Origin of the sequence: Frateuria aurantia DSM 6220 (assembly GCF_000242255.2) — a bacterium.
Classification (GTDB): Bacteria; Pseudomonadota; Gammaproteobacteria; order Xanthomonadales; family Rhodanobacteraceae; genus Frateuria; species Frateuria aurantia.
Genome location: NC_017033.1, coordinates 1,964,671 through 1,987,394 on the forward strand (window position 1 = coordinate 1,964,671; position 22,724 = coordinate 1,987,394).

Annotated in this window: 19 protein-coding genes and 10 tRNA genes; 8 read left to right on the plus strand and 21 right to left on the minus strand. The window is 61.7% G+C overall.

From position 1 onward, the window contains the following. Window positions 1-62: 62 nt before the first annotated feature. From FRAAU_RS09125 to FRAAU_RS09145, 5 genes are all read right to left on the minus strand, one after another. Entirely contained in the window at window positions 63-1,265 is a 1,203-nt protein-coding gene (locus tag FRAAU_RS09125) for an MFS transporter (RefSeq protein ID WP_014403251.1), read from the minus strand. Between the two features lie 176 nt (window positions 1,266-1,441). Continuing rightward, the gene (locus FRAAU_RS09130; RefSeq protein WP_041270503.1) at window positions 1,442-1,810 is read right to left on the minus strand and encodes a hypothetical protein; all 369 of its coding nucleotides are present in this window, start codon (window positions 1,808-1,810) and stop codon (window positions 1,442-1,444) included. 181 nt (window positions 1,811-1,991) lie between these two features. Next, window positions 1,992-4,979, minus strand: a complete 2,988-nt coding sequence (locus FRAAU_RS09135; protein ID WP_014403253.1) for a ligand-binding sensor domain-containing diguanylate cyclase — start codon at window positions 4,977-4,979, stop codon at window positions 1,992-1,994. Window positions 4,980-5,379: 400 nt separating this feature from the next. Beyond that, on the minus strand, window positions 5,380-5,811 hold the full coding sequence (locus FRAAU_RS09140) for an Ivy family c-type lysozyme inhibitor (RefSeq protein ID WP_014403254.1): 432 nt from the start codon (window positions 5,809-5,811) through the stop codon (window positions 5,380-5,382). 33 nt (window positions 5,812-5,844) lie between these two features. Then, window positions 5,845-6,996: a D-alanine--D-alanine ligase family protein gene (locus FRAAU_RS09145; protein ID WP_014403255.1), complete on the minus strand. Its 1,152-nt coding sequence runs from the start codon at window positions 6,994-6,996 to the stop codon at window positions 5,845-5,847. Window positions 6,997-7,208: 212 nt separating this feature from the next. On the opposite strand from FRAAU_RS09145, the gene FRAAU_RS09150 reads away from it, so the two are divergent. From FRAAU_RS09150 to FRAAU_RS09175, 6 genes are all read left to right on the plus strand, one after another. After that, a complete protein-coding gene (locus FRAAU_RS09150; RefSeq protein WP_041271003.1) occupies window positions 7,209-7,766 on the plus strand; it encodes a YaeQ family protein in 558 nt (185 codons plus the stop codon). A gap of 251 nt (window positions 7,767-8,017) precedes the next feature. Further along, window positions 8,018-9,040 (plus strand): branched-chain amino acid aminotransferase, encoded by a 1,023-nt coding sequence (locus FRAAU_RS09155; protein ID WP_014403257.1) that lies wholly within the window; start codon window positions 8,018-8,020, stop codon window positions 9,038-9,040. Between the two features lie 427 nt (window positions 9,041-9,467). Then, a complete protein-coding gene (locus tag FRAAU_RS09160; RefSeq protein WP_014403258.1) occupies window positions 9,468-10,061 on the plus strand; it encodes a sorbitol dehydrogenase family protein in 594 nt (197 codons plus the stop codon). Window positions 10,062-10,146: 85 nt separating this feature from the next. Continuing rightward, window positions 10,147-11,733 (plus strand): GMC family oxidoreductase, encoded by a 1,587-nt coding sequence (locus FRAAU_RS09165; RefSeq protein WP_014403259.1) that lies wholly within the window; start codon window positions 10,147-10,149, stop codon window positions 11,731-11,733. Window positions 11,734-11,740: 7 nt separating this feature from the next. Next, window positions 11,741-13,180 (plus strand): c-type cytochrome, encoded by a 1,440-nt coding sequence (locus tag FRAAU_RS09170; protein ID WP_014403260.1) that lies wholly within the window; start codon window positions 11,741-11,743, stop codon window positions 13,178-13,180. Window positions 13,181-13,419: 239 nt separating this feature from the next. Beyond that, on the plus strand, window positions 13,420-14,403 hold the full coding sequence (locus FRAAU_RS09175) for a LacI family DNA-binding transcriptional regulator (protein ID WP_425598090.1): 984 nt from the start codon (window positions 13,420-13,422) through the stop codon (window positions 14,401-14,403). A 173-nt stretch (window positions 14,404-14,576) separates the two neighbouring features. Here FRAAU_RS09175 and FRAAU_RS09180 read toward each other — a convergent pair whose 3' ends face one another. From FRAAU_RS09180 to rlmE, 13 genes are all read right to left on the minus strand, one after another. After that, window positions 14,577-14,897, minus strand: a complete 321-nt coding sequence (locus FRAAU_RS09180; protein ID WP_014403262.1) for a DMT family transporter — start codon at window positions 14,895-14,897, stop codon at window positions 14,577-14,579. 139 nt (window positions 14,898-15,036) lie between these two features. After that, a tRNA-Lys gene (locus tag FRAAU_RS09185) sits at window positions 15,037-15,112 on the minus strand. 110 nt (window positions 15,113-15,222) lie between these two features. Beyond that, window positions 15,223-15,299 (minus strand) — tRNA-Arg (locus FRAAU_RS09190). Between the two features lie 65 nt (window positions 15,300-15,364). Further along, window positions 15,365-15,440: transfer RNA gene (locus FRAAU_RS09195), tRNA-Lys, on the minus strand. 17 nt (window positions 15,441-15,457) lie between these two features. Further along, a tRNA-His gene (locus FRAAU_RS09200) sits at window positions 15,458-15,534 on the minus strand. Between the two features lie 133 nt (window positions 15,535-15,667). Then, window positions 15,668-15,744: transfer RNA gene (locus tag FRAAU_RS09205), tRNA-Arg, on the minus strand. A 64-nt stretch (window positions 15,745-15,808) separates the two neighbouring features. Continuing rightward, window positions 15,809-15,884, minus strand: a tRNA-Lys gene (locus tag FRAAU_RS09210). A gap of 17 nt (window positions 15,885-15,901) precedes the next feature. Continuing rightward, window positions 15,902-15,978: transfer RNA gene (locus tag FRAAU_RS09215), tRNA-His, on the minus strand. Between the two features lie 23 nt (window positions 15,979-16,001). Then, a tRNA-Arg gene (locus tag FRAAU_RS09220) sits at window positions 16,002-16,078 on the minus strand. Between the two features lie 25 nt (window positions 16,079-16,103). After that, window positions 16,104-16,180, minus strand: a tRNA-Pro gene (locus tag FRAAU_RS09225). Between the two features lie 167 nt (window positions 16,181-16,347). Further along, a tRNA-Arg gene (locus FRAAU_RS09230) sits at window positions 16,348-16,424 on the minus strand. Window positions 16,425-17,010: 586 nt separating this feature from the next. Beyond that, on the minus strand, window positions 17,011-18,963 hold the full coding sequence (ftsH, locus tag FRAAU_RS09235; RefSeq protein WP_014403263.1) for an ATP-dependent zinc metalloprotease FtsH: 1,953 nt from the start codon (window positions 18,961-18,963) through the stop codon (window positions 17,011-17,013). Then, window positions 18,960-19,610 carry a 23S rRNA (uridine(2552)-2'-O)-methyltransferase RlmE gene (gene rlmE / locus FRAAU_RS09240; protein ID WP_041270504.1) on the minus strand — a complete coding sequence of 217 codons (651 nt, stop codon included), beginning with the start codon at window positions 19,608-19,610 and terminating at the stop codon, window positions 18,960-18,962. The genes ftsH and rlmE overlap by 4 nt, the downstream gene beginning before the upstream one ends. Before the next feature lie 81 nt (window positions 19,611-19,691). On the opposite strand from rlmE, the gene FRAAU_RS09245 reads away from it, so the two are divergent. Next, the gene (locus FRAAU_RS09245; protein ID WP_014403265.1) at window positions 19,692-19,988 is read left to right on the plus strand and encodes a YhbY family RNA-binding protein; all 297 of its coding nucleotides are present in this window, start codon (window positions 19,692-19,694) and stop codon (window positions 19,986-19,988) included. 10 nt (window positions 19,989-19,998) lie between these two features. After that, a complete protein-coding gene (locus tag FRAAU_RS09250) occupies window positions 19,999-20,391 on the plus strand; it encodes an Mth938-like domain-containing protein (protein ID WP_014403266.1) in 393 nt (130 codons plus the stop codon). Window positions 20,392-20,404: 13 nt separating this feature from the next. Here FRAAU_RS09250 and FRAAU_RS09255 read toward each other — a convergent pair whose 3' ends face one another. The 3 genes from FRAAU_RS09255 to FRAAU_RS09265 form a co-directional block, all read right to left on the minus strand. Further along, on the minus strand, window positions 20,405-21,328 hold the full coding sequence (locus FRAAU_RS09255; RefSeq protein ID WP_041270505.1) for a peptidoglycan DD-metalloendopeptidase family protein: 924 nt from the start codon (window positions 21,326-21,328) through the stop codon (window positions 20,405-20,407). A gap of 71 nt (window positions 21,329-21,399) precedes the next feature. Further along, the gene (locus tag FRAAU_RS09260; RefSeq protein ID WP_014403268.1) at window positions 21,400-22,005 is read right to left on the minus strand and encodes a YqaA family protein; all 606 of its coding nucleotides are present in this window, start codon (window positions 22,003-22,005) and stop codon (window positions 21,400-21,402) included. A 37-nt stretch (window positions 22,006-22,042) separates the two neighbouring features. After that, a complete protein-coding gene (locus FRAAU_RS09265) occupies window positions 22,043-22,723 on the minus strand; it encodes a protein-L-isoaspartate(D-aspartate) O-methyltransferase (RefSeq protein WP_014403269.1) in 681 nt (226 codons plus the stop codon). Window position 22,724 lies beyond the last annotated feature (1 nt).

Below are 22,724 nucleotides of genomic sequence, written 5' to 3' on the forward strand. Positions count from 1 at the left end.
GCTGGCCTCCCCATGCATGGGATCCGCCAGCGGCTGTGTCTCTCTAACTGATCGCCGTCGAGTCAATGCACGTCGACGGCCGGCATCGCGGCTGACCGCGGCCGCAAGTGGCTGAGCAAAGCCATCAGCGCAAGGCTGCCACCCAGCATCGTCACCCCGGGCCAGGCGGCATGTCGCCATACTGCCGCAGCCAGTGCCGAACCGGCCGCACCGCCGACAAACATGGTCGTCATATACAAGGTGTTGAGCCGACTCTTGTATTCCGGGTGCAGGCCATAGACCAGGTGCTGATGCGAGACCATCGCGATCTGCACACCGAAATCCAGCAGAATCACACCGGCAACAAGCCCGGACAATCCGGGGCAGAACGCGAACACCAACCAGGCCAGCAAGGTCACCAGTGCACCCACCGCGATCACCGGTGCCGGCCCCCGACGGTCGGCGATACGTCCTGCCACCGGTGCCATGGTGACACCGACCGCCCCGACGATGCCGAACAGTCCTGCTGCGGCCGCGCCCAGATGCAGAGGCGATTGTGCCAGCCGGAGTGACAGCACCGTCCAGAAGGCCGAGAAAGAAGCAAACAGCATGCTCTGAGTCATCGCCGAACGCCGCAGAACCGGTTCACGGCGCCACAGGTGATACAGCGAGCCAAGCAGCTGCCCGTAACCCCATTGACTGGCCGGGCGATGCGCAGGCAGGCGGCGCTGCATCAGCAGCGCCGTCAGCAAGGTGAGCGGCACCGCCAGCCAGAACATCATGCGCCAACCTGCCATGCTGGAAACCAGCCCGGCCAGGGTCCGGCTCAGCAGAATGCCGGTCAACAGACCGCTCATCACGGTACCGATCGCCGCGCCACGCTGACTCGGCGGCGCCAGAATGGCGGCGTAAGGCACGATCTGCTGTGCCACCGTGGCGGCCGCGCCCACCAGCACCGAAGCAAGCGCCAGCGTCGCCAGCCCCGGTGCCAGTGCGGCCAGACAGAGGGCCAGTGCCAGTACCAGAAACTGCACCACGATCAGGCGACGTCGCTCAAGCATGTCGCCCAGAGGCAGCAGAAACAGCAGGCCGGCGGCGTAGCCCAACTGGGTGAGCGTAGGTATGAGACTGGCCACCTTCGGGTCGGCCAGATCGTGAGACATGACACCCAGCATGGGCTGGTTGTAATAGATATTGGCCACACCCAGACCTGAAGCCAACGCCATGGCGTAAAGCGTGGCCCGGGACAAAGCCGGCGTGGAAGGAGATGCTGCTGGAGCCGTCATGGTGGGGAAGATCCGTACTGTTCGATGCCGGGCATGGTAGTGCCTGCTTGTCGAGCCGGGGATCCCTTCGTGACCATATCATCTATTCCGTCATGGAATGCCTGCGCCCGTCAAACGACGGTCCCGCCGATGGACAAGACCACCATCAGCAAGGCCTCAACCGTATCCGCCCCCCATCACCGGCCGCCCAGGCAGGACGCCGGGAATCCACCTTCAAGCTGTTGCACATAGGCGGACGTGACCCCGTGCATTTCACGACGCACCACGGTACCACCCAGGCAATGGACACCATTTGCCAGCCTGTAGCGCTCTGCCGGGGCCGAAACTGTCATCACATGACGCAGGCCCGACGACGCGGCAGGAAGCTGGCCGGGCGGCAAGACACCACGGACCACGCCATAGCTCACGGCGTGCAAGGCCGAGGCACCCTGGGTCACCACGCAGGAAGGCACGTAGCGGGTGGCCATACCGGAAAGCCACAGATTGCGTTGCGTCTCGGTAGTGCCGCCCATCGTTTCCTCGACATCCGTCAGACCTCCCCGCAAGCAACACACTGCTGCCCTTGCAGGAAATCCTGCATGAGTCACCCCATATCGCCTCGTCGTGCCGAAGCCACCCTGCCCTGATCTGTCCGCGAGAGATTGATCAGGGCCCCGTCCCGACATCATCCAACCTTCGATGCCGAGCCGGGCCCGCCCCAGACCTGGCAACCGCCCTGCGGCCTGCCTAGCCCTCGCAGTAGCGGTCACGACCGCCATGCTTGGCCCGATACAGCGCCTCGTCTACCCGCCGCATCAGGTTTTCCGGGTCCGCCTGCTCCGGATCCATCTGCGCCAGTCCCGCGCTGAAGGTGACATGGAGTCCGGCAATGCCCAGCCAGTCAGTGTTGACGGCGAACGTCTCGCGCAATCGTTGCAGCGCCCTGCGTGCATCCTCGATGTCGGTATTGGCCAGAATGATCGCGAACTCTTCCCCGCCCAGTCTGGCAGCCAGATCGCTGGCCCGACAGCCGCCGCGCAGCAGCCGGCCGACTTCCCGCAGGACAGCATCGCCGACCTGGTGGCTATGGCGATCATTGACCTGTTTGAAATGGTCGACATCCAGCATGATCAGACACAACGGATGCCCGTGCCGACGTCCCCGCTGAATATCCCGCGCCAGAGCTTCATCAAAGGCCCGACGGTTGGGCAGACCCGTCAAGGCATCTTCATGCGCCTGGCGCTCGTAAGCCTCCGACTGCAGCTTCAGCTGCTCCAGCAAGAGGCTCTTCTCGTGATTGGCGGCCAGCAACTGCTCGGTCTGAGACTGCAGGTCACGGGTCCGTTCAGCCACGACGCGAGCCAGGCGCGCATTGCTGCGTTTGTATTGGTTGACCATGAAGCGGTAAGTCAGCACGATCGCCGCCACGACCAGCAGGCCGAACAGCAGCCGCACGCCCGGCCGCTGCCACCACAACGGCAGCACCGTGAATCTCAGCACGGCTTCGTGCCCACTCCAGGTTCCGCCGGGGTGCGCTGCCGCCACATGCAGAACATAATCTCCCGGAGGCAGACCGATATACTCCACACTGCGCTGGTGCCCGCGGGCCACCCAGTGACTGTCCAGACCATCCAGCCGGGTGCGGTATTCGATCCGCTGCGAAAGCAGATAACTCAAGCCCACATAGTCCACCGCCAGCTGCCTGTGCCGGGGAATCTGCAGCAATTTACCGGCGGCTGGAATCCGCTGTTGCACGCCGTCGAGGCTCAACTTCTCGATCACCACCGGTGGCGCCGGCAGCTCGCGATAAGCCGCCAGCTTGCGAGGATCCAGCATGGCCACGCCGCCAGCGGTGGCCAAGGCAATCGTCCCATCCTGGCGCAGGATGATGTCCGGGCTGGAACTGCCATTGCCCTGGGAGCTGTTCATTCCGTCCATCTCGTCATAACGCTCGGGATGAATGGTCGTGCCGTAGTCTGCCGCCGCATTCAGCGCGGTCAACGAGGTGCGCAGCAGACCGCGATTGGTATTGATCCAGATATTCCCCAGTCGGTCCTCCACCCACTCGAACACCGAGTCGACCGGAAGCCCCTGCTCCAGCCCCACTCTCCGCAACTGTCCCTTCCGATAGCGATACAAGCCGCGGTCCGAGCTGATCCATGTGCTGCCATCCGCCGTACGGGCAAAACCGAAGACAGTACGTCCTCCGCCCAGCGCATCCAGGTCCAGGTGCCTGATCTGGCCGCCACGCAGCAGCCAGGCACCCTGCAGGGTGCCTATCCACAGATCGTCGCCGATGCTGTCGAGCGCCGTGATCAATCCGCCGGGCAGGCCGGAGACCGCTGGCCGCTCCACCCTGTCGCCTTCGATCCATACCACGCCACGCTGGGTCGCCGCCCATACACGCCCGTCCGGGCCGATACTGATGGCACGGACATTGCCTGCCGGCAAGCCATGCTGAGCGTCGATATGGCGGATATTCCACATCGGATCGATCGCATAGATTCCGTCATGATAGGTGCCGATCCAGAGATTGCCCCGTGGATCTTCCGCCAGACTGTAGACCTCCGGCTGGACACCTGTCGCCGTCGGCAGACTGACAGGGTGCGAATGACCACCGCCATCGACCATGTCAAGTCCACCCGCGTGACCGATCCAGAGTCGTCCGCGATGATCTTCCAGCACCGCTCGCACATAATTGTTGCCCAGCCCGTCATGCTGGGTGTAATTGCTGAACAAGGTATGCCGCAACCGGAACAGGCCACCGTTGGAGCCCACCCAGATACTGCCTTCGGCATCCTCGAGCAGACTGACGATACGCCCCGCCGACAGCGCGGCATTGCGATGCAGCGATTCGATCCGATGGCCATAGATGCGCAGAATGCCCTGATTTTCCGTACCGACCCACAAGGCATGCTGCCGATCCTCCAGCAGAGCCGTGATCTGACCGGCACCCGACAAGTCATAGGCCAGCTCCGGGCCCTGCCGGCGCATGCGATACAGATGATCGGCCGAGACCACCCACATCGCTCCATCGGGCGCGATATAGGGCCAGATCAGACCATGCCCCGGACCCAAGACTCCTGCTGCGCGATGCGTACTGCCATCAGGATCCTGATAGACCAGGCCGTCGTAGCTGCCTATCCAGATGCGACCGTCATGGTCGATCACCATATGCGAATAGACGGTGGCCAAGGGCGACCCGGCGACCGGAGCATGATGGTGCAGGCGACCATCGGTGCCGAGATAACCCAGGCCATTGCCCTCGTACTGCAGCCATAGACGGCCCTGCCCATCCATCTGGATGGATTGCACGATCATATGTTCCGAATGAGCCGGAGAGGGCCAGAAGCGCCAACGGCCATTGGCCTGCAGGCAAGACAGGTTTCCTCGCGAATCACTCAGCCACAAGTTGCCGTGGGGATCGACATACAAGGCACCGATGCCACCATCCAGCAGAGCAGGCCGACTGCTGCGGTCATATACCGAGAAATCCAGTCCGTTGTAACTGACCAGACCTTCCCAGGTGCCAAACCACAAATGATGGTCAGGTGTCTGTGCGATAGCGCGAATCGCGTTGTGAGGCAGACCATCACCCGTCGTCCAGTGATCTACGGCGTAGTCGTGCAGCAAAGGCAAGCTCTGCTCGGCCCCCCCCGCGATCTGCGCGCACGCGGACCGCTCAACCAGCAGGTTGAGTCCGCATCCCCACATCAGCCACAGCTGCAAAGCCATCAATGCGCGACAACAGGCTCCTGGGCGGCCCGGGCGAGCAAGGAATAACCGCAGCAGATTCCGATATCGATGCTGGAGCACGATCGCTTTCGAGCCCTCATTCATTCGAAAAGGCAGAACCCTGATCTTCAAGCCGGCCATAATAACCGCGAATACCCGTCATTTGAAAATGACAGGGTAAAAACGCGCGCCCCAGCCTCGTGCAATAAATTGAAACTGCTGCCGATGCGAAAAACAATATCTATATAATTCGTGAGATTGAAGCACGTGCTTCACAGTTCACGTTGAAACCGGACCTACAAGAATACCGGGCACACCGAGCACTCTCGCGGGGGAGTGCCCGGTGCTCGGACAGGTCGGCTACAGAAGCCTTGCCGCCTGCACAACAGGCGGCAACGACTCAATTGACATCCAGCTGCCCCAACAGCAAGCGACGCTCTTCGGCCACCGACTTGCCCAGCCATTGCAACCGGGTCTGTGAGGCCGGGCTCGCTTCGTCATCATGCCGGTTGCGGACGAAGACGCCAGACATATGGCCATCGGAAGGACGGTAGTAGATCAGTATCTGCTCCGAGGCGCAGTCATGCGGCTTGCAGGAGGCATAAATACTGGCCGGACCCGCCTTGTCCTTGACGGCCACCGCCGGCGTGGCCGTGCCGCCACGGGCCACCCAGGCCGGCAGACCGGCTTTCCGGATCAAGGGGGTATACAGGGTGGCGAAAGCGGGCTTGCTCAAGGCATCAAAAAGATAATCTTCTGTGCCGGCCGACACGACTGACGCCAGCATCCCCACCGTTGCAGCCGAGATGGCCAGGATCAATAACTTGCGCATGCTTACCCTCCGTGGATTTTGAACAAGATCATTTTATCCGCAGCCGGCTGCTTCGGGTATGTACCCCGCCATCCGGTCCGTCCCATCCGCGCCAGCCGCATGGCGCCGCTCCGCGTGTGCCAGCAACATAGCAATCACCTGCCTATCGATACAACCCTGCCGGCGCCACAAAGCAGGAAACAGGCTGTGGCGGGTCAATCCCGGCATGGTATTGATTTCATTTATATAGATCATGCCACCCGCCGCAGGGCTCAACAGAAAATCGACCCGAGCCAGGCCTTCACAAGCCAGCACCTGACAGGCCCTGTCCGCGAGATCCCGAATGCGCGCGGCCACATCTTCTGCCAACTCCGCCGGCAAGCGAAGCGAAATCGCTTCGGCATCCATGTATTTGGCCTGATAGCTGTAGAACCTGTACGCCGGCGCCAGTTCTATCTCGGCCACGGCCGACCACTGACGATGACCATCGCTCCGCTCCAGCATGCCGATCTCCAGCTCGCGCGGACGAGCCAGCGCCGGCTCGATCATCACCCTGGGCCCATAGCTGCGGGCCGACTCCAGTGCCGCCTGGAACTCCGATGCCTGCTCGACCTTGCTGATACCCACCGAGGAACCCTGCCCCACCGGCTTCACCATCAAGATCGAGGTCTCAAGCTGCAGACAGGCCTGCGCATAACTCAGTCGCTGCCCCGCTGCCAGCGTCAACGCAGGCAATACCGGCAGACCGGCCTCATGCAGCAGACGCCGGCAGACGGCCTTGTCCATGCACGCGGCGGAGGCCGTGACGCCATTGCCGACATAGGCTACAGCCGCCTGCTCAAGCAAACCCTGCAGGGTTCCATCTTCTCCGCCCGGCCCATGCAGGACCGGAAACACCATGTCGACTTGGCGAGGGAGATCACGATGAGCTGCCGTCCAGTCCGGATAGATCAACCGCCCCCCGCCGCCCGGCGCAAGCATCACGTGCTGTCCCTGGCGCAACTGTTCATCACGCGCCTGGTCCGCGACCCCGAGCACCTCTTCATTCACCAGATGCCAGATGCCCTGCCGATCAATGCCGATCAGCACCAGTGCATGTCGCTCGCGGTCCAGGCCGGCGACGACATAGGCCGCCGACTCCCAGGAAACATCGTGCTCCGGCGAACAGCCACCGAACATCACCGCCACCGTCGTTTTTGCCGCCATGGGCATGCTCCAGACATATCGCTTATTGAGTGGAGCTCAGCTTACGAGGCGCAGACGAGGGAGATATGGCCAAATCAAGACGATCGGGTGGCTTGGCCAAGATGGCCTGCGTGCAAGGCGCCGATCGATACTGGCGCCGTAGAGTGCAGCTGCCTGCCCGACGGCAGCTGCATGCGAGTACACTGTGCGGCCTCCCGATTCGACCTCGACGCATGGCTCTCACCGCAACGATTTACAAGGCCGAACTGCAGATCAGTGACATGGATCGGCATTATTACGCCACGCATGCCTTGACGCTGGCACAGCACCCCTCCGAAACCGAAGCCCGGCTGATGGCCCGGCTGCTTGCCTTTGCATTGTATGCCGATGACCGGCTGGAGTTCGGCAAGGGACTCAGCGATGACAGCGAGCCCGCCTTGCTGCGACGCGCCTACACTCAGGAGATCGAGCTTTGGATCGAGCTGGGGCAGCCTGACGAGGCCCGCATCCGCAAGGCCTGCCACCGGGCCGAACAAGTCGTCGTCATCAATTTCGCCGGCCCGGTCGGCGATATCTGGTGGGACAAGACCGCCGGCAGCCTGCGCCGCTTCGACAACCTCACCGTGCTCGAAGTGCCCGCCGAAGCCATTGCCACCATGGTCGACATCGTCGAGCGCAGTTCGCGCTGGCAGTGCCTGATCCAGGACGGCGAAATGCAGCTGATCAATGAAGATGCCGTCGTCGTCGTGACCCCGCACGTACGGATGGGACGCTACCTGGTCGAGGCCTGATCCCGAGCCTCGCGGCAGGCCTGCCGGCGATCTCGCGCAAGCCGGATATTCAGCCACCACGTGATTCTGCGGCCTTCGTTGACCGGCAACGGCAAGGGATGAGCCATTCGCCAGGTCGGCGATAGAACCCGGCTGCATCCAATGTCACAATAGCTGTAGGCGGGTCTGCACGAAGGACCACGCTTCAGGACAGGTGATGGCGGCGCACTCGGACGCAGCCACGCCGGGTTGAAAGAACAAAGGGGTAATCAATGGGTAACAGCACGATCGACTGGAACAGTCTGGGCTTCAGCTATATCAAGACCGACTACCGCTATGTATCCCACTGGAAAGATGGACAGTGGGATCAGGGCCATCTGACCGAAGACAACCGTCTGGCGATCAGCGAGGCCTCCACGGCCCTGCACTACGGCCAGCAGTGCTTTGAAGGTCTCAAGGCCTACCGCTGCAAGGACGGGTCGATCAACCTGTTTCGCCCCGATCAGAACGCCAAGCGGATGCAGCGCAGCTGCGAACGACTGCTGGCTCCGCTGGTCAGCGAAGAGAAGTTCATTGACGCCTGCCGTCAGGTGATTCTGGCCAACGAGCACTTCATTCCTCCCTACGGTACGGGTGGCGCACTCTATCTGCGCCCGTTCCTGATCGGCGTCGGTGACAACATGGGGGTGAACTCCGCCCCTGAGTTCATCTTCTCGGTGTTCTGCATCCCCGTCGGCAACTACTTCAAGAACGGCCTCTCACCCAGCAATTTCGTGGTCTCCGAATATGACCGCGCCGCCCCGCAGGGCACAGGTGCCGCCAAGGTCGGCGGCAACTACGCCGCCAGCCTGCTGCCCGGTGTCCAGGCCAAGAAGCGCAATTTCAGCGACTGTATCTATCTGGATCCGCTGACCCATACCAAGATCGAGGAAGTGGGCACCGCCAATTTCTTCGGCATCACCCGCGACAACCAGTTCGTCACTCCCGTCTCGCCCTCGATCCTGCCCAGCATCACCAAATATTCGCTGCTGCATGTCGCCAAGGAACGCCTTGGCCTGGAAGCCATCGAGGGCGATATCTACATCGATCAGCTCGATCGCTTCAAGGAAGCCGGCGCTTGCGGCACCGCCGTGGTCATCGCTCCCATCGGTGGCATCCAATATGGTGAGCAGTTCCATGTCTTCCACAGCGAAACCGAAGTCGGCCCGGTGACCCGCAAGCTCTATCAGGAACTGACCGGCATCCAGTTCGGGGATGTCGAGGCGCCGGAAGGCTGGATCATCAAGATCGCCTGATTTTCCGACGCTCCTGGCAAGCGGTTTCGACCCACGGTCCGGGCAGCGATGCGCCCGGACCGTGCCTCTGTCCGGTGCGTGGCCTCAGTGGCCTGCCGCGGCGGGTACTGAATGATCACATGCTGATAATTGACCCCCTATTGACGTCAATTTGACGCATAGATACCATCGACGCAGGTCCCTGTAAGCTTCTGACGCGCTTGGCGCGTTTTTTTGCTCATGCGATAGAGAGCGCTCTCATGACTTGCCAGCCTGTCTCAGGCCCAGCCCGATGCCGCCAAGGTTTCCGGCTGCCGCAACCCGGCTGGCCGTCGCGAATCGAACTCGCGCACCTCACCAGCTTGTGCCCACCCGCAGGTCGATGGCGGGCCAAGGATACCAACGGGTATGACTGACATCCGCACCGCTTTGACAAGGTCATGTAAGCATGAAATCAAAAAATCCGAATGATACCGTCGCGACCGTCAATCAAGGCCGGCGCCAGTGGCTGACCTCCACGAGCCTGCTGGTGGCCGGCGGCGCCCTGCTCCCGCTGGGACAGGCTGCCACAGCCGCCACGGCGGCAACCACCGCACAGGCCGCTCCGGCGCCGACCAGCGCCGAAATCGATGCCTTCCATGAACTCGGTCTGCTGCTGACCGGTCGCAAAGACCTGCCGCTGGATGTTTCGACCCGCCTGCTGACGGCTCTCAACCATGACGATGCCGGATTCACCGGCAAGGCGCAGCAGCTGAGCAAGGCCTTGGCCGATACCGGCGTCAAGGATATCAATGCCTTTTCCGCCTCCAGCGTGGCGGCCGACCCGGCACTGAAAGACACCGCCATGAAAATCATCAGTGGCTGGTATCTGGGCTACACCGGAACACCTGTCTCCCTGTCCGACACGGATGACACCCAGTTCATCACCTATACCGGCGCCCTGATGTTCGAGCGCACACGCGAAGTCACGGTGATTCCGACCTATTCCAGGGCCGGCACGGATTACTGGAAAGAAGCGCCGCCTGGCATCAAAGGCACCTGAGCACTCCCTGCCCACCTTCCGATCCCAGATTTCGCCGACCGGCCGAAGCCGGATGGCTACCCATTGATGCAACAGGTACATCTTTATGACGACTCAATATGATGCCGATGTGATTGTCATCGGCTCCGGCGCCTTGGGCAGCAATGCCGCCTACGAACTGGCCAAGCAGGGCCGCTCGGTAATCATGCTGGAAGCGGGTTCCCGCGTGCCGCGCTGGAAGATCCTGGAAAATTTCCGCTCATCCTCGCGCAAGGCCAACTTCAACGACCCCTATCCCAACGAGCCTTGGGCCTATACGTCCTACAACAAGGACTATATCGAGAACGTCGGCTCGTTCAACTTCCGCCCCGGCATGCTGAAACTGGTCGGCGGCACGACCTGGCATTGGGCCGCCGCCTGCTGGCGCTACCTGCCCAACGACATGAAGCTGAAGACCCTTTATGGCGTAGGCCGCGACTGGCCGATCGAGTACGACGTACTGGAACCCTATTATCTGCGGGCCGAACGCGCGCTGGGCGTGGCTGGCAACGGTGAAGAAGACCAGAGCGGCCAGGATGGCAAGCCATGGCCTCCGCGCTCCGCGCCCTATCCGCTGCCGCCGGATGCCACCACCTATATGAACCAGCGCCTGAACGTGCGCTTGAAGGAGGCGGGTTATCACTACATCCATGAGCCCAATGGCCGTGTGACCAAGCCCTATGATGGCCGTCCGGCCTGCTGCGGCAACAACAACTGCATGCCCGTCTGCCCGATCGGTGCCATGTACAGCGGCAATATGCATGCCGATCATGCCGAGAAGGCCGGTGTGAAGCTGCTGACCGAAGCGACGGCTTACAAGCTGGAGAAAGGTGCTGGCGGCAAAATTGTGGCCGTGCATTACCGCAAGCCGGATGGCACCGACCAGCGACTCACCGCCCGCTATTTCGTGGTGGCCGCCAACGGCCTGGAAACCCCGAAGCTGCTGCTGATTTCCGAAGTGGCCAACAGCTCCGACCAGGTCGGCCGAAATCTCATGGATCACACCGGCATCAGCCTGAGCCTGATTGGCGACGAAGACCTGTGGCCAGGTCGTGGCGCCGTGCAGCAGGGCGGCATCTTCAACTGGCGTGATGGTGATTTCCGCAAGCGCCATTCGGCCGTCAAGCACTCCATGTCCAATGCGGTGGCCAATCGCGGCGTGACCGAGCGCCTGCTGAAGATGGGCGTGGTCGGCAAGGAGCTGGATGATCGCATTGTCCATGACTCCGCCCGCTGGATCGATGTCGGTACGGTTTTCGAGGCCCTGCCGGAAGCCAGCAACCGCATCACCCCGGCAGCCAAGAAGGATGCCCTGGGCATTCCGATGATGCGGGTGCATTACGACGTCAGCGACTACATGAAGGCCGGTGCCGAAGTCGCCAAGCAGGATTACGTGAAGTTCACCAAACTGTTCAACGCCGAAGTCGTCCAGGACGACTCGGGCTGGGAAAACCGCGATCACTTGATGGGCAGCGTCATCATGGGCTCCGATCCCAAGAACTCGGTGGTCAATGGCGATTGCCGCACCCACGATCACGACAATCTGTTCCTGGCGACCACCGGCGTGATTCCTGCCTCCGGCGTCATCAACCCCACCCTGACCGGCGTGGCCCTGTCCATACGCATCGCCGACACCATCGGCAAGGAAATCTGAGACAGTCATGAGCATCAAGTCATTGTTTTCCTTGCGCGGCACGCAGCTGGCCTTGTCGATGGCCTTGGGCCTTGGCCTGCAGCTGGGTGCTGCGGCCAGCCATGCCCAGAGCACCACGGATGCCGGCCTGATCCAGCAGGGCCAGGCACTGGCCACCGCGGCTGATTGTGCCGCCTGCCATACCGCCCAGCCCGCTCATCCGTTTGCCGGCGGCCTGGCCCTGCACTCGCCGATGGGCACGATCTATGCGTCCAATATCACGCCCTCGCAGAAAGCGGGCATCGGCGGCTATTCCGAACAGCAGTTCGCCGATGCCTTGCGCCGGGGCGTCAACGCCTCGGGGCAGCATCTGTATCCGGCGATGCCATATACCGCTTATGCCGGCCTGAGCGATCAGGACGTGCACGCCCTGTATGCCTATTTCATGCACGGCGTACAGCCGGATGACCAGCCGGCGCCGCAGACCCATCTGGGCTTCCCCTTCAATATCCGCGCCTCGATGATCGGCTGGAATCTGCTGTATCTGCATGGCACGCCGCCGCAGACCAGCCCGGCCGCCGACGGCAGCGTCGCGCGCGGCAAATATCTTGCCGACACGCTGGGCCACTGCAGCACCTGTCATACCCCCCGCAACACCATGATGGCGGAAGATACCGGGCGCTATCTGGGCGGTGGCGTGGTCGATGGCTGGATCGCGCCCAACATCACCTCGGATGCGGTCAGCGGCATCGGCGGCTGGAGCAACGATGAGCTGGTGGCCTACCTGAAGACCGGCCACGTGGCCGGCAAGGGCCAGGCCGGTGGTTCGATGGCCGAGGCCATCAGCAAGAGCTTCCGGCATCTCTCTGACAGCGATCTGCAGGCCATAGCCGCCTACTTGAAGACCGTCCCGGCCATTCGCAATCCTGCAGAGACCCGCCCCGCCTTTGACTACACTGGCGATGGCAAACTGCCGTCGCTGACCGAGCGGGAACCGGTATTGCCCCTTGGCGGCAAGGGAGCCGATGCCCGACGCCTGGCCACCACGGACAATGCCGCCGAGCTGTATACCAGCGCCTGCGCCAGCTGCCATCAACCGACCGGCGACGGCACCCGGGGCCAGTATTTCCCCTCGCTCAGCCACAATCGCGCGGTAGGCATGTCTTCGCCAGACAACCTGATTCAGGTCATCCTGCATGGCCTCGAGCGTGACGGCGCCGACCTTGCAGTGTCCATGCCCGCTTTTGGCAAGGATCTCGATGACACCCAGGTGGCCAATATCGTCAACTATGTAGAAACCCATTTCGGCAATCCAAACATGCAGACTACGCCAGCTCATGTCGCACTGCTGCGGTCCGGTGGTGAGGCACCGTTGCTGATGAAGGCCATGCCATGGCTGACGGGGCTGGGCGGATTGGCATTGCTGCTGATCGTGCTGCTTGTGGCGAGCCGGGTGCGCCGACGCTGACGTAGCCGGGGGCGCCGGCTTCGGCCCTCACCCGGCCCCTGCCTTTCCGTCGGCCCGCTTTGCCGGGCCGACGGATCAAGCCGAGCATGCTCTGCCCAACACTTAGACCCTCTTCTTCACGCAGGACCTTGCAGCGCAACATCACGCATGCACTGCTATGCTAGCCGCTCACATGGACGGATCCATGTATCCACGGCGGAGCAGACTGGGTGATACGGGCATTTGCAACACTTGAAGATGTGGCGCGCGCAGTGAACATGTCGCGCGCCCAGGTATCGCGTGCGCTGCGCGGCGATCCCGGCGTCCGTGAGCAGACCCGTGAACTGATCAAGGCCATGGCCGATCAGTTGAACTATCGACCTAATCTGGCTGCACGCAGTCTTGCCGAGTCACGCTCGGCCACCATTGGCCTGATCATCGGCGAACTCAGCAATCCTTTCCATGTCCAGCAGGCCCAAGCCGTCGATGATGAACTTCGACAACAAGGTTATGAGCCAGCCGTTTCGCTGCGTGCCGTAAATGAAGCTTCTTCCGCTGCCGAAGCAGAACGCCTGCTGCGTCTGCGTGCCCGTGGCGTCATCCTGCTGGCCACGCCGCGCAGCAGCGAGGCCATCATCAGTCTGGCACGGAGCTTGCCCGCGGTATACATTGGCAGCACCAGCGCCAGTCATCGCCAGCTGGCGACCATCGCGACCGATGATGCCGACGGTGTCCGGCAGATCATGCAGCATCTGTTCCAGCTCGGGCACCGGCGGATCGCTCATATCGCTGGCGGACAGGAAGCCTCGGCGGCGGATCGCACGGCCTGTTATCGAGCAATGATGGAGGAAGCCGGTCTGGTCCCGCGTGTCGTCCATGGTGCCCACGACGCCATTTCCGGCTGGAAAGGCGCCGAAACCCTGTTTTCCGAAGGCCCGCCCCCAACCGCCATCTTTGCCTCCAACGATGTGATGGCCTTTGGCGCACTGGACCGTCTGAAAAGTCTGGGTCTCAGCGTGCCCGAGGATGTCTCGCTCGTCGGCTTCGACGATATACCCGATGCGGCCAGCGAGCTGTTTTCGCTTTCGACCGTCCGCCAGGATATCCGGGCCCAGGCCGAGCTTGCAGTGAATATGATCAAGAGCCTGACCGATGGACCGTCACTGAGTGCACCAAGACAGACCACCCCGTTGCGTCTGATCGTGCGCCGCTCGGTAGCCCCTCCTCGCGAACGACTGGACTGAGAGGCGCCTTGCAAGACCAAGGCCCTGACCCGGAAACCACAACATGGCCTGCCCTGGAGTCCGCGTGACCCCGGCTCCGCGCTGGCCCGGCGGATTGCCGGCGCCCTGCAGCAAGCGCCTTCGTTGCCAGAGCCGCTTCGGAAATCCGCCCCATCTTGACGGGGAAGCACCCGTCAGTGGCTGGACACCAGCTTCAGGCCGGCGACCGAGGCGACCAGCACGCAGAGCAATACCATGCGAGGGATAGTGACTGGCTCCCCATAAAACATCATACCGACGACCACGGTGCCAAAGGCGCCCAATCCCGTCCAGACTGCATAGACCGTACCCATCGGCAGTGTCTTGATCGCAAGTCCAACCAAAAACAGGCTGGCGCACATCGCAGCGACAAAGGCCAGCGTCCAGCCGACATGGCGAAAGCCGTCCACGTAACGCAGGCAGGTCGTAAACAAGACCTCGAAGCAGCCTGCAAAAATCACATACCACCAAGCCATGTGTAGCCATCCATGCATCAAAAGCCGATCAGTCTAGCAGTCATCGGCCATCGCCATCTCCACACATACTGTCTTGACCCGCAGCCGGCCAGAAATCAGACATAAAAAAACAGCCGCATGAGACATGCGGCTGTTCAAATGGTGGGCCGTGTAAGATTCGAACTTACGACCAATTGATTAAGAGTCAACTGCTCTACCAACTGAGCTAACGGCCCTTGAATTGTACCGGGACATGCATAGTTGCATTCCCTTGTTCCATCTGGAGAGGCTTACTACCCTCCGCGACAGAACCACCTCTAGAGGTGAAGTCTTTCGACTCGATGTATGGTGCGCCCGGAGAGATTCGAACTCCCGACCACCAAGTTCGTAGCCTGGTACTCTATCCAACTGAGCTACGGGCGCACTTCAAACTGCAGGAGCTCAAACTCAGCTCCCTGAAATCCATACCCGCAGGCGAATTTCAAAAATGGTGGGCCGTGTAAGATTCGAACTTACGACCAATTGATTAAGAGTCAACTGCTCTACCAACTGAGCTAACGGCCCGTAAAACTTGTTGTTATTGGGGTGGACGATGGGACTTGAACCCACGACATCCGGAATCACAATCCGGTACTCTAACCAGCTGAGCTACGCCCACCAAAAACCGGGTATTCCCATGGCAGATGCGTGGTTTCCCACAGCAATCACACCCCGCCCTGACGACAAATCATCCCGAAAGACGCTTCTTGCCAGCAGCTGACCATGACGACGAATCAACATGATCCTTGAAATGGTGCGCCCGGAGAGATTCGAACTCCCGACCACCAAGTTCGTAGCCTGGTACTCTATCCAACTGAGCTACGGGCGCACTTCAAACTGAAGGAGCTCAAAATCGCTCCCTGAAATCCAATCCCGCAGGCGGATTTCAAAAATGGTGGGCCGTGTAAGATTCGAACTTACGACCAATTGATTAAGAGTCAACTGCTCTACCAACTGAGCTAACGGCCCGTAAAACGTATTGTTATTGGGGTGGACGATGGGACTTGAACCCACGACATCCGGAATCACAATCCGGTACTCTAACCAGCTGAGCTACGCCCACCAAAAACCATGTTGTAACGACTGTGGCGCGCCCGACAGGAATCGAACCTGCAACCCTCGGCTTAGAAGGCCGATGCTCTATCCGGTTGAGCTACAGGCGCATTCACCTTGACGAGAACGCCTGCCTGGTCGGGGCAGAGGGATTCGAACCCCCGACATCCAGCTCCCAAAGCTGGCGCTCTACCAGACTGAGCTATACCCCGAATTCCAAACTTTAAGCCAATGAACCAGCTGAAGTTCCGAAACCCTTTCGAGCGACTTGCCGTCCAGTCAATTCATCTTGCAACATCTTGCCATCATCAGAAACTTCTGATTCCAGCCTTTTGAAATCCATAGGATTATCAAGAGGCCTGTCAGCTTTCCTGATCAATGGTGCGCCCGGAGAGATTCGAACTCCCGACCACCAAGTTCGTAGCCTGGTACTCTATCCAACTGAGCTACGGGCGCTTATCAACTTTTCGGCACAGCAACCACAACATCGTGACGCCGGAGTGGGCTGCCAACCGAGGAGTGAGATTATTCGTGTTTCACGCTGGCGCGTCAACACTTTTCTTCAGTTTTTTTTCGTCCAGATGAACTTTTGATCGTATTTCGTGATCTGCATCTCGATTCGTCACACCATTTCATGGAGGCACATCCCTCCTGAGCCGGGCCGCCGCCTCCGCTCATCGCATGCCATCCATATCCCATGGCGACGCAGCCCGGCTTGCCAATGACAGAGCCGTCGCCAACAGATGCGGCGGCCCGGCCGGAACAGGCCGCCCTGCCCTCGGCATCGGCCATGCCGGGTGGCTGAAAGCTGACTTATGCATAATCCATCAGAAGACATCACGACAACCTGCGCCTCCGCGCTGGAAGGCCCGGAACGGAACGCCTGAAAGGACCAGGCCCGCGCGGCGCGGCGCGAACACCCGAAACCTGGCTGGATCCCGGCCACAGCCAGCCTGCCCATGCCGCTCTGTCATACAGCAGTCAGCGCATACAGCAAAGGCGCCTGACGGCGCCTTTGCTGTATTCAAGCGAAGCTGGGCAATTACAGCTCGCGACGGCTCTGAGTGGCCGGGTCACCGACCTTGGCGCCGGCATCGCCCCGCGGGGGTGGCGGCGGCGGCACATTGCTGCCGGATACCGGAGCGGACTTGCCCCAATCCGCCGGCGGCCCGGGGACCTCGCCCGCCATGATCGCATCGATCTGCTGCGCATCGATGGTTTCGTACTGCAGCAGCGCATCGGCCATCACATGCAGCTTGTCGATGTTTTCGGTCAGCAAGGTCTGGGTCCGGCCATAGGCCTGATCCAGAATGCCCCGAACTTCCTCGTCGATCTTGCGTGCGGTCTCGTTGGACACGCTCTTGTGCTGGGTCACGGTACGGCCAAGGAATACCTCGTCCTCGTCCTCGCCGTAGGTGATCGGCCCCAGCACCCGGGACAGCCCCCACTTGGTCGCCATATTGCGAGCCATCTTGGTGGCACGCTCGATATCATTGGAAGCCCCCGTGGTGACCTTGTCTTCACCAAAGATCAGGGCTTCGGCCACGCGGCCACCGTACAAGGAGCAGAGCTGCGATTCGATCGCCACCCGGTTCATGCTGTACTTGTCACCTTCCGGCAGATACATCGTCACACCAAGGGCGCGGCCGCGTGGAATGATGGTGACCTTGTAGACCGGATCGTGCTCCGGCACCAATCGGCCGACGATGGCATGACCGGCCTCGTGATAGGCGGTCAACTTCTTCTCGTCCTCGCTCATCGCCATCGAACGGCGCTCGGCGCCCATCAGGATCTTGTCCCGCGCCTTGTCCAGATGAATCATCCGCACATCGCGCGAATTCTCGCGTGCAGCAAACAAGGCCGCCTCGTTGACCAGATTGGCCAGGTCGGCACCCGAGAAACCGGGGGTGCCGCGGGCAATCGTCATGGCACTGACATCGCTGGCCATCGGCACCTTGCGCAGATGCACCTTCAGAATCTGCTCCCGCCCTTTGACATCCGGCAGACCGACCACGACCTGGCGGTCGAAGCGACCTGGGCGCAGCAATGCCGGATCCAGCACGTCAGGACGATTGGTGGCCGCGATGACGATAATGCCCTCGGTGCCTTCGAAACCGTCCATTTCCACCAGCAGCTGGTTCAGGGTCTGCTCGCGCTCGTCATGACCGCCGCCCAGACCGGCGCCACGATGGCGACCGACCGCATCGATTTCGTCGATGAAGATGATGCAGGGCGCGTGCTTCTTGGCCTGCTCGAACATGTCGCGGACACGGCTGGCACCGACGCCGACAAACATTTCGACAAAGTCCGAACCCGAGATCGAGAAGAACGGCACCTTGGCCTCGCCCGCAATGGCCTTGGCAAGCAGGGTCTTGCCGGTACCCGGCGGGCCAACCATCAGCACACCGCGCGGAATCTTGCCGCCCAGCTTCTGGAACTTGGAAGGATCGCGCAGGAACTCGACCAGTTCGCCGACCTCCTCCTTGGCCTCGTCACAGCCGGCGACATCAGAGAAATTGACCTTGATCTGATCTTCACCTTGCAGCTTGGCGCGGGAACGGCCGAAACTCATCGCACCACGGCCACCGCCACCCGACTGCATCTGCCGCATGATCCAGATGAACATGCCGATCATGAAAATCGGTGGCAGCCAGTTCAACAGCAGGCCGATCAGGGAAAAGCCATTGCTGGCCGCTTCCTGGCGCACGGTCACACCCTTGTCCTGCATCTCCTTCACGACCTGGTTGGTCGAGAAACCCAGCACGGGAACCACGGTATGCACCGTGCTGCCGTCCTTCAGTTTGCCGGTGATGGTGGCCGGCTGCTCGGCACTGATCGTCGCCGAGTCCACATTGCCCGCAGCCACGCTGGAAGAGAAGCTGCTGTAAGGCAGATCCGAAGCGGCACTGCCATGCGGACTGAAGCTCTGGAAGATGGTGAACAGGACCAGCACGATGATGATCCAGAGCACCACATTTTTAATCGTTTCGTTCATGCGTGATTCTCGCCCGAAGATCCGGAGGGGGGCCGGAACCCCACGGCTAAAGCATATGTTTCACGCGACCGGGCGCGTGAGGCCTTTGGTTTACGCATCGTCACTCGTGTAAAGCTGGCGCGCAAGCTGCGCAGGTAATCATCGAAACCCGCCCCCTGAAACAGCTTGATCAGAAGCGAGCCACCCGGCTTCAGCCAATCCTGGCTGAACTGCAAGGCAAGCTCGGCCAGATCCATGGCCCGGATCTGATCCGCGAGAGCAACACCACTCATATTGGGGGCCATATCGGAGAGCACAAGATCCAGTTTCTGCCCGTTCAGCTGGGCTTCCAGCGCTGACAGTACTTCGGGCTCGCGAAAATCACCCTGGATGAAGTCGACGCCGGCCAGACCCTGCATGGGCAGGATATCCAATGCCACCACGGTACCATTGTCACCCAGCCGCTGTCGCACCAGCTGCGACCAGCCACCGGGCGCCGCGCCGAGATCGACGATACGCATGCCGGGCTTCAGCAGTCGATCGCGTTCGATCAGCTCATCAAGCTTGAATACGGCGCGCGAACGATAGCCCTCGGCCTGGGCTTTTTTTACATAGACATCATCGAAGTGCTCCCGCAACCAGCGGGAGCTGCTTTTACTGCGCGGCATGAGACATGGAAACACATCAAGATCGGAAGCCGGCATGATAACCTTTACCGCTCCATGTACGCGAATCCGAGTCTTACAACCATGTCACTCACCCCGACCCAGCGCCGTTACCTGCGCACACTGACCCACGATCTGCGGCCGGTGATCCTGCTTGGCGCCAAAGGGGCCACCGATGCCGTCGCCAAGGAACTGGGGAACGCCCTGGACCAGCATGAACTCGTCAAGATCCGCCTTTCCGGCGGCGACAAGGACGAGCGACAGGCCCAGATCGATTTCCTGATCGCAGGCACCGGCGCCGAAAGCATCCAGCAGATCGGCCATGTGGTGGTGCTGTTCCGTCGCAACAACGACGATCCGAAACTGGCTCTGCCACGCTGAGACAACGACGATGGAACTGGTCCTCGACAAACCGGAAGGCTACCTGTTCATCCGCCGCCAGGCCGATGACAGCATCACGGTGATGGACCGGACCCTTCGTCGCAGCTTCATTCTGGCGCGCCGGCAACTGCTGGAAGACTGGCCGATCACCCATGCCGGCCAGCTGGATGCCGCGCTGGCCGCACCGATCATGGCACTCAAGCCCGAGCTGGTGCTACTGGGAACGGGGCCGACCCAGATCTTCCCGTCCAGCGACGTGCTCGCCCTGTTCGTCGATCAGGGCATCGGCGTCGAAGTGATGAGCAACGCTTCTGCCGCCCGCACCCACGGCCTGCTTGCAGCGGAAGGTCGCCAGGTGGTGGCGGCCTTCATTCTGGCCGAGCCATCGCGACCCGGCGAATGATCCCTGCATCGCCTTATTGGGGCGGCAGGTAGGCCATCGGATCCACCGGATTGCCATCGCGCCGGACCTGGAATTGCAGCTCCACCCGCGAAGCCCCGCTGGAACCCATTTCAGCGATTTTCTGCCCCGACTTCACGGTCTGGCCCTCCTTGACCAGACGCGTGCTGTTGTGGCCATAAGCCGACAGCAGCGCATCGCTGTGCTTGATGATGATCAGCTCGCCATAACCGACCAGCCCGTTGCCGCTGTAAACCACGACACCATCGGCGGCCGCCCTGACCGGGTCACCCGCCTTGCCGGCGATCTCGATCCCGGGAATCGCGTCGCCGGCCTGGTAACGCTTGATCAGAGGGCCGGAGGCCGGCCAGCGCCAGGTGATCCCGCCGCTGTTGCGGGAAGCGCCGTTGGCGAGCGCCGCGGCGGGTGCAGCCACCACGGGCGGTGCCGCGGCCGGCTTGACGGCAGCCGGTATCTCGGCCCGTGCGGCAGGAGCCGCTGCCGCCGGGGTCGCCACTACGGCACGACTCACCGGCGGCGAAGGCAGGACCACCGGTCTGGATGCCGCAGCGAGCGGCTGCGCCGCAGGCGCAGCCTCGACCACCGGGCTGAAGCCGGTGCCGCTCCCTGCCGGCGCGGCGGCGGGGGCTTTCAGACGCAGCGACTGCCCCGGCCAGATCCGGTAGGGCTCGGCAATGTTGTTCCACGAGGCAAGCGTACGAAAATCGACGCCGTTGCGAAAAGCGATGCTGTAAAGCGTATCGCCCTTGCCGACAATGTAGTGATCGCCATCCAGGCGGCCCCGTGCGGCCGCGCCGCTGAGGGCCGAAGCAGGCCGCGCATCACCTGGCTGGACCACGACCGTGCTGTGACGGATGCCGCAACCGGCGAGCAAACCGAGGGCAAGGCTGATTCCAGTAACGCGTAGACGTAAATCCATAAGTATCTGCTTAGCCATAAGTTCAAAATCAGGCGTGGCGGCATTGCGGCCGCTCAATGCACCTGCCGCCCTCACCGGAACAGCCACCACCACAGCAGCAGCACCAGGATCAGCAGCAGCACCGCCCAGCCGATACGCTCACTATACCTGCGCAACAACGGTTCGGCGCGAACGCCGAATCGGCGGATCAGCCAGGCCAGCAACCATACCCGCTTGCCACGCCCCAGGGCCATGCTGGTCAGAAAAGGCAGCAATGGCAAGCCGACAATGCCAGAGGCCCAGGTGAAAACTTTCATCGGCACCGGTACGAAGCCCGCCAGCACCAGGGTCCCGAACACCGACCATGGGTGGGCCAGTGCCCGCGATCGCAACAGATCGACCCAGTGCTGGATCATCGGCAGCCAGCCGAGATGGGTCAGCAGCGGCCTGACGGCATCGAACAGATAATGTCCGAGCGCGTAGCCGACCAGACTGCCAAGCAGGGAAAACAAAAGACTCAGATGGGCATAGACAAAGGCCCGCGCAGGACGCGCCAGCGCCATCGGTGCCAACATGATTTCCGGCATCACCGGAAAGGCAAAGGCCTCGACGAAACTCAGACCTGCCAGCAACGCAGGGGCCGCCGGGAGCTGCGCCCAGCGCAGAACCCGCAAATACACTCCTTCGAACACGCGCATGCGCCAGCTCTTCCTTGATTCAGCTACCGACCCGGATTCAGCCGATACCGCTGAGCAAGGGCACAAAACTGGCCGGACCCAGCTCTTCACGCGTGAATCCGCCCTCACCGTCACCACGCAAACGGATCAGCACTTGCTGCCCTGGCGAACCCACCGGGGCGACCAGTACCCCGTCCGGCCGCAACTGGGTCAGCAAAGCGGCCGGAATGGTATCGCCGGCTGCCGTCAATATGATGGCATCGAATGGCGCCTCCTCGGACCAGCCCAGTTTGCCGTCGTCATAGCGGGAGCGGACGGCGGCCAACCCCAGCTGCCGGAACCGGCGGCGGGCCTGGCGCAGCAATTCCTCGATCCGTTCCACCGTATAGACCTGCGGCACCAGCTTGGCCAGCACCGCACACTGGTAGCCGGAACCGGTCCCGACCTCCAGCACCTTGGCCGGCACGCCGAACTCGAGCAAGGCCTCGGTCATCCGTGCCACCACCCAGGGCTGGGAGATGGTCTGGCCATGGCCGATCGGCAGTGCCGTATTCTCGTAGGCGCGCGCATGCAAGGCCTGATCGATGAAGTGATGTCGAGGCAACTCGCGCAGTACCTCGATCACCCGGGCATCGTTGATGCCGCTGTCACGCAACTGGGCCGCCAGACGGTCACGTGCGCGTTGCGAGGTCATGCCCTCGCCCTGAAGTGCCGACGGCGGCAGAGGGTAGACACTCATT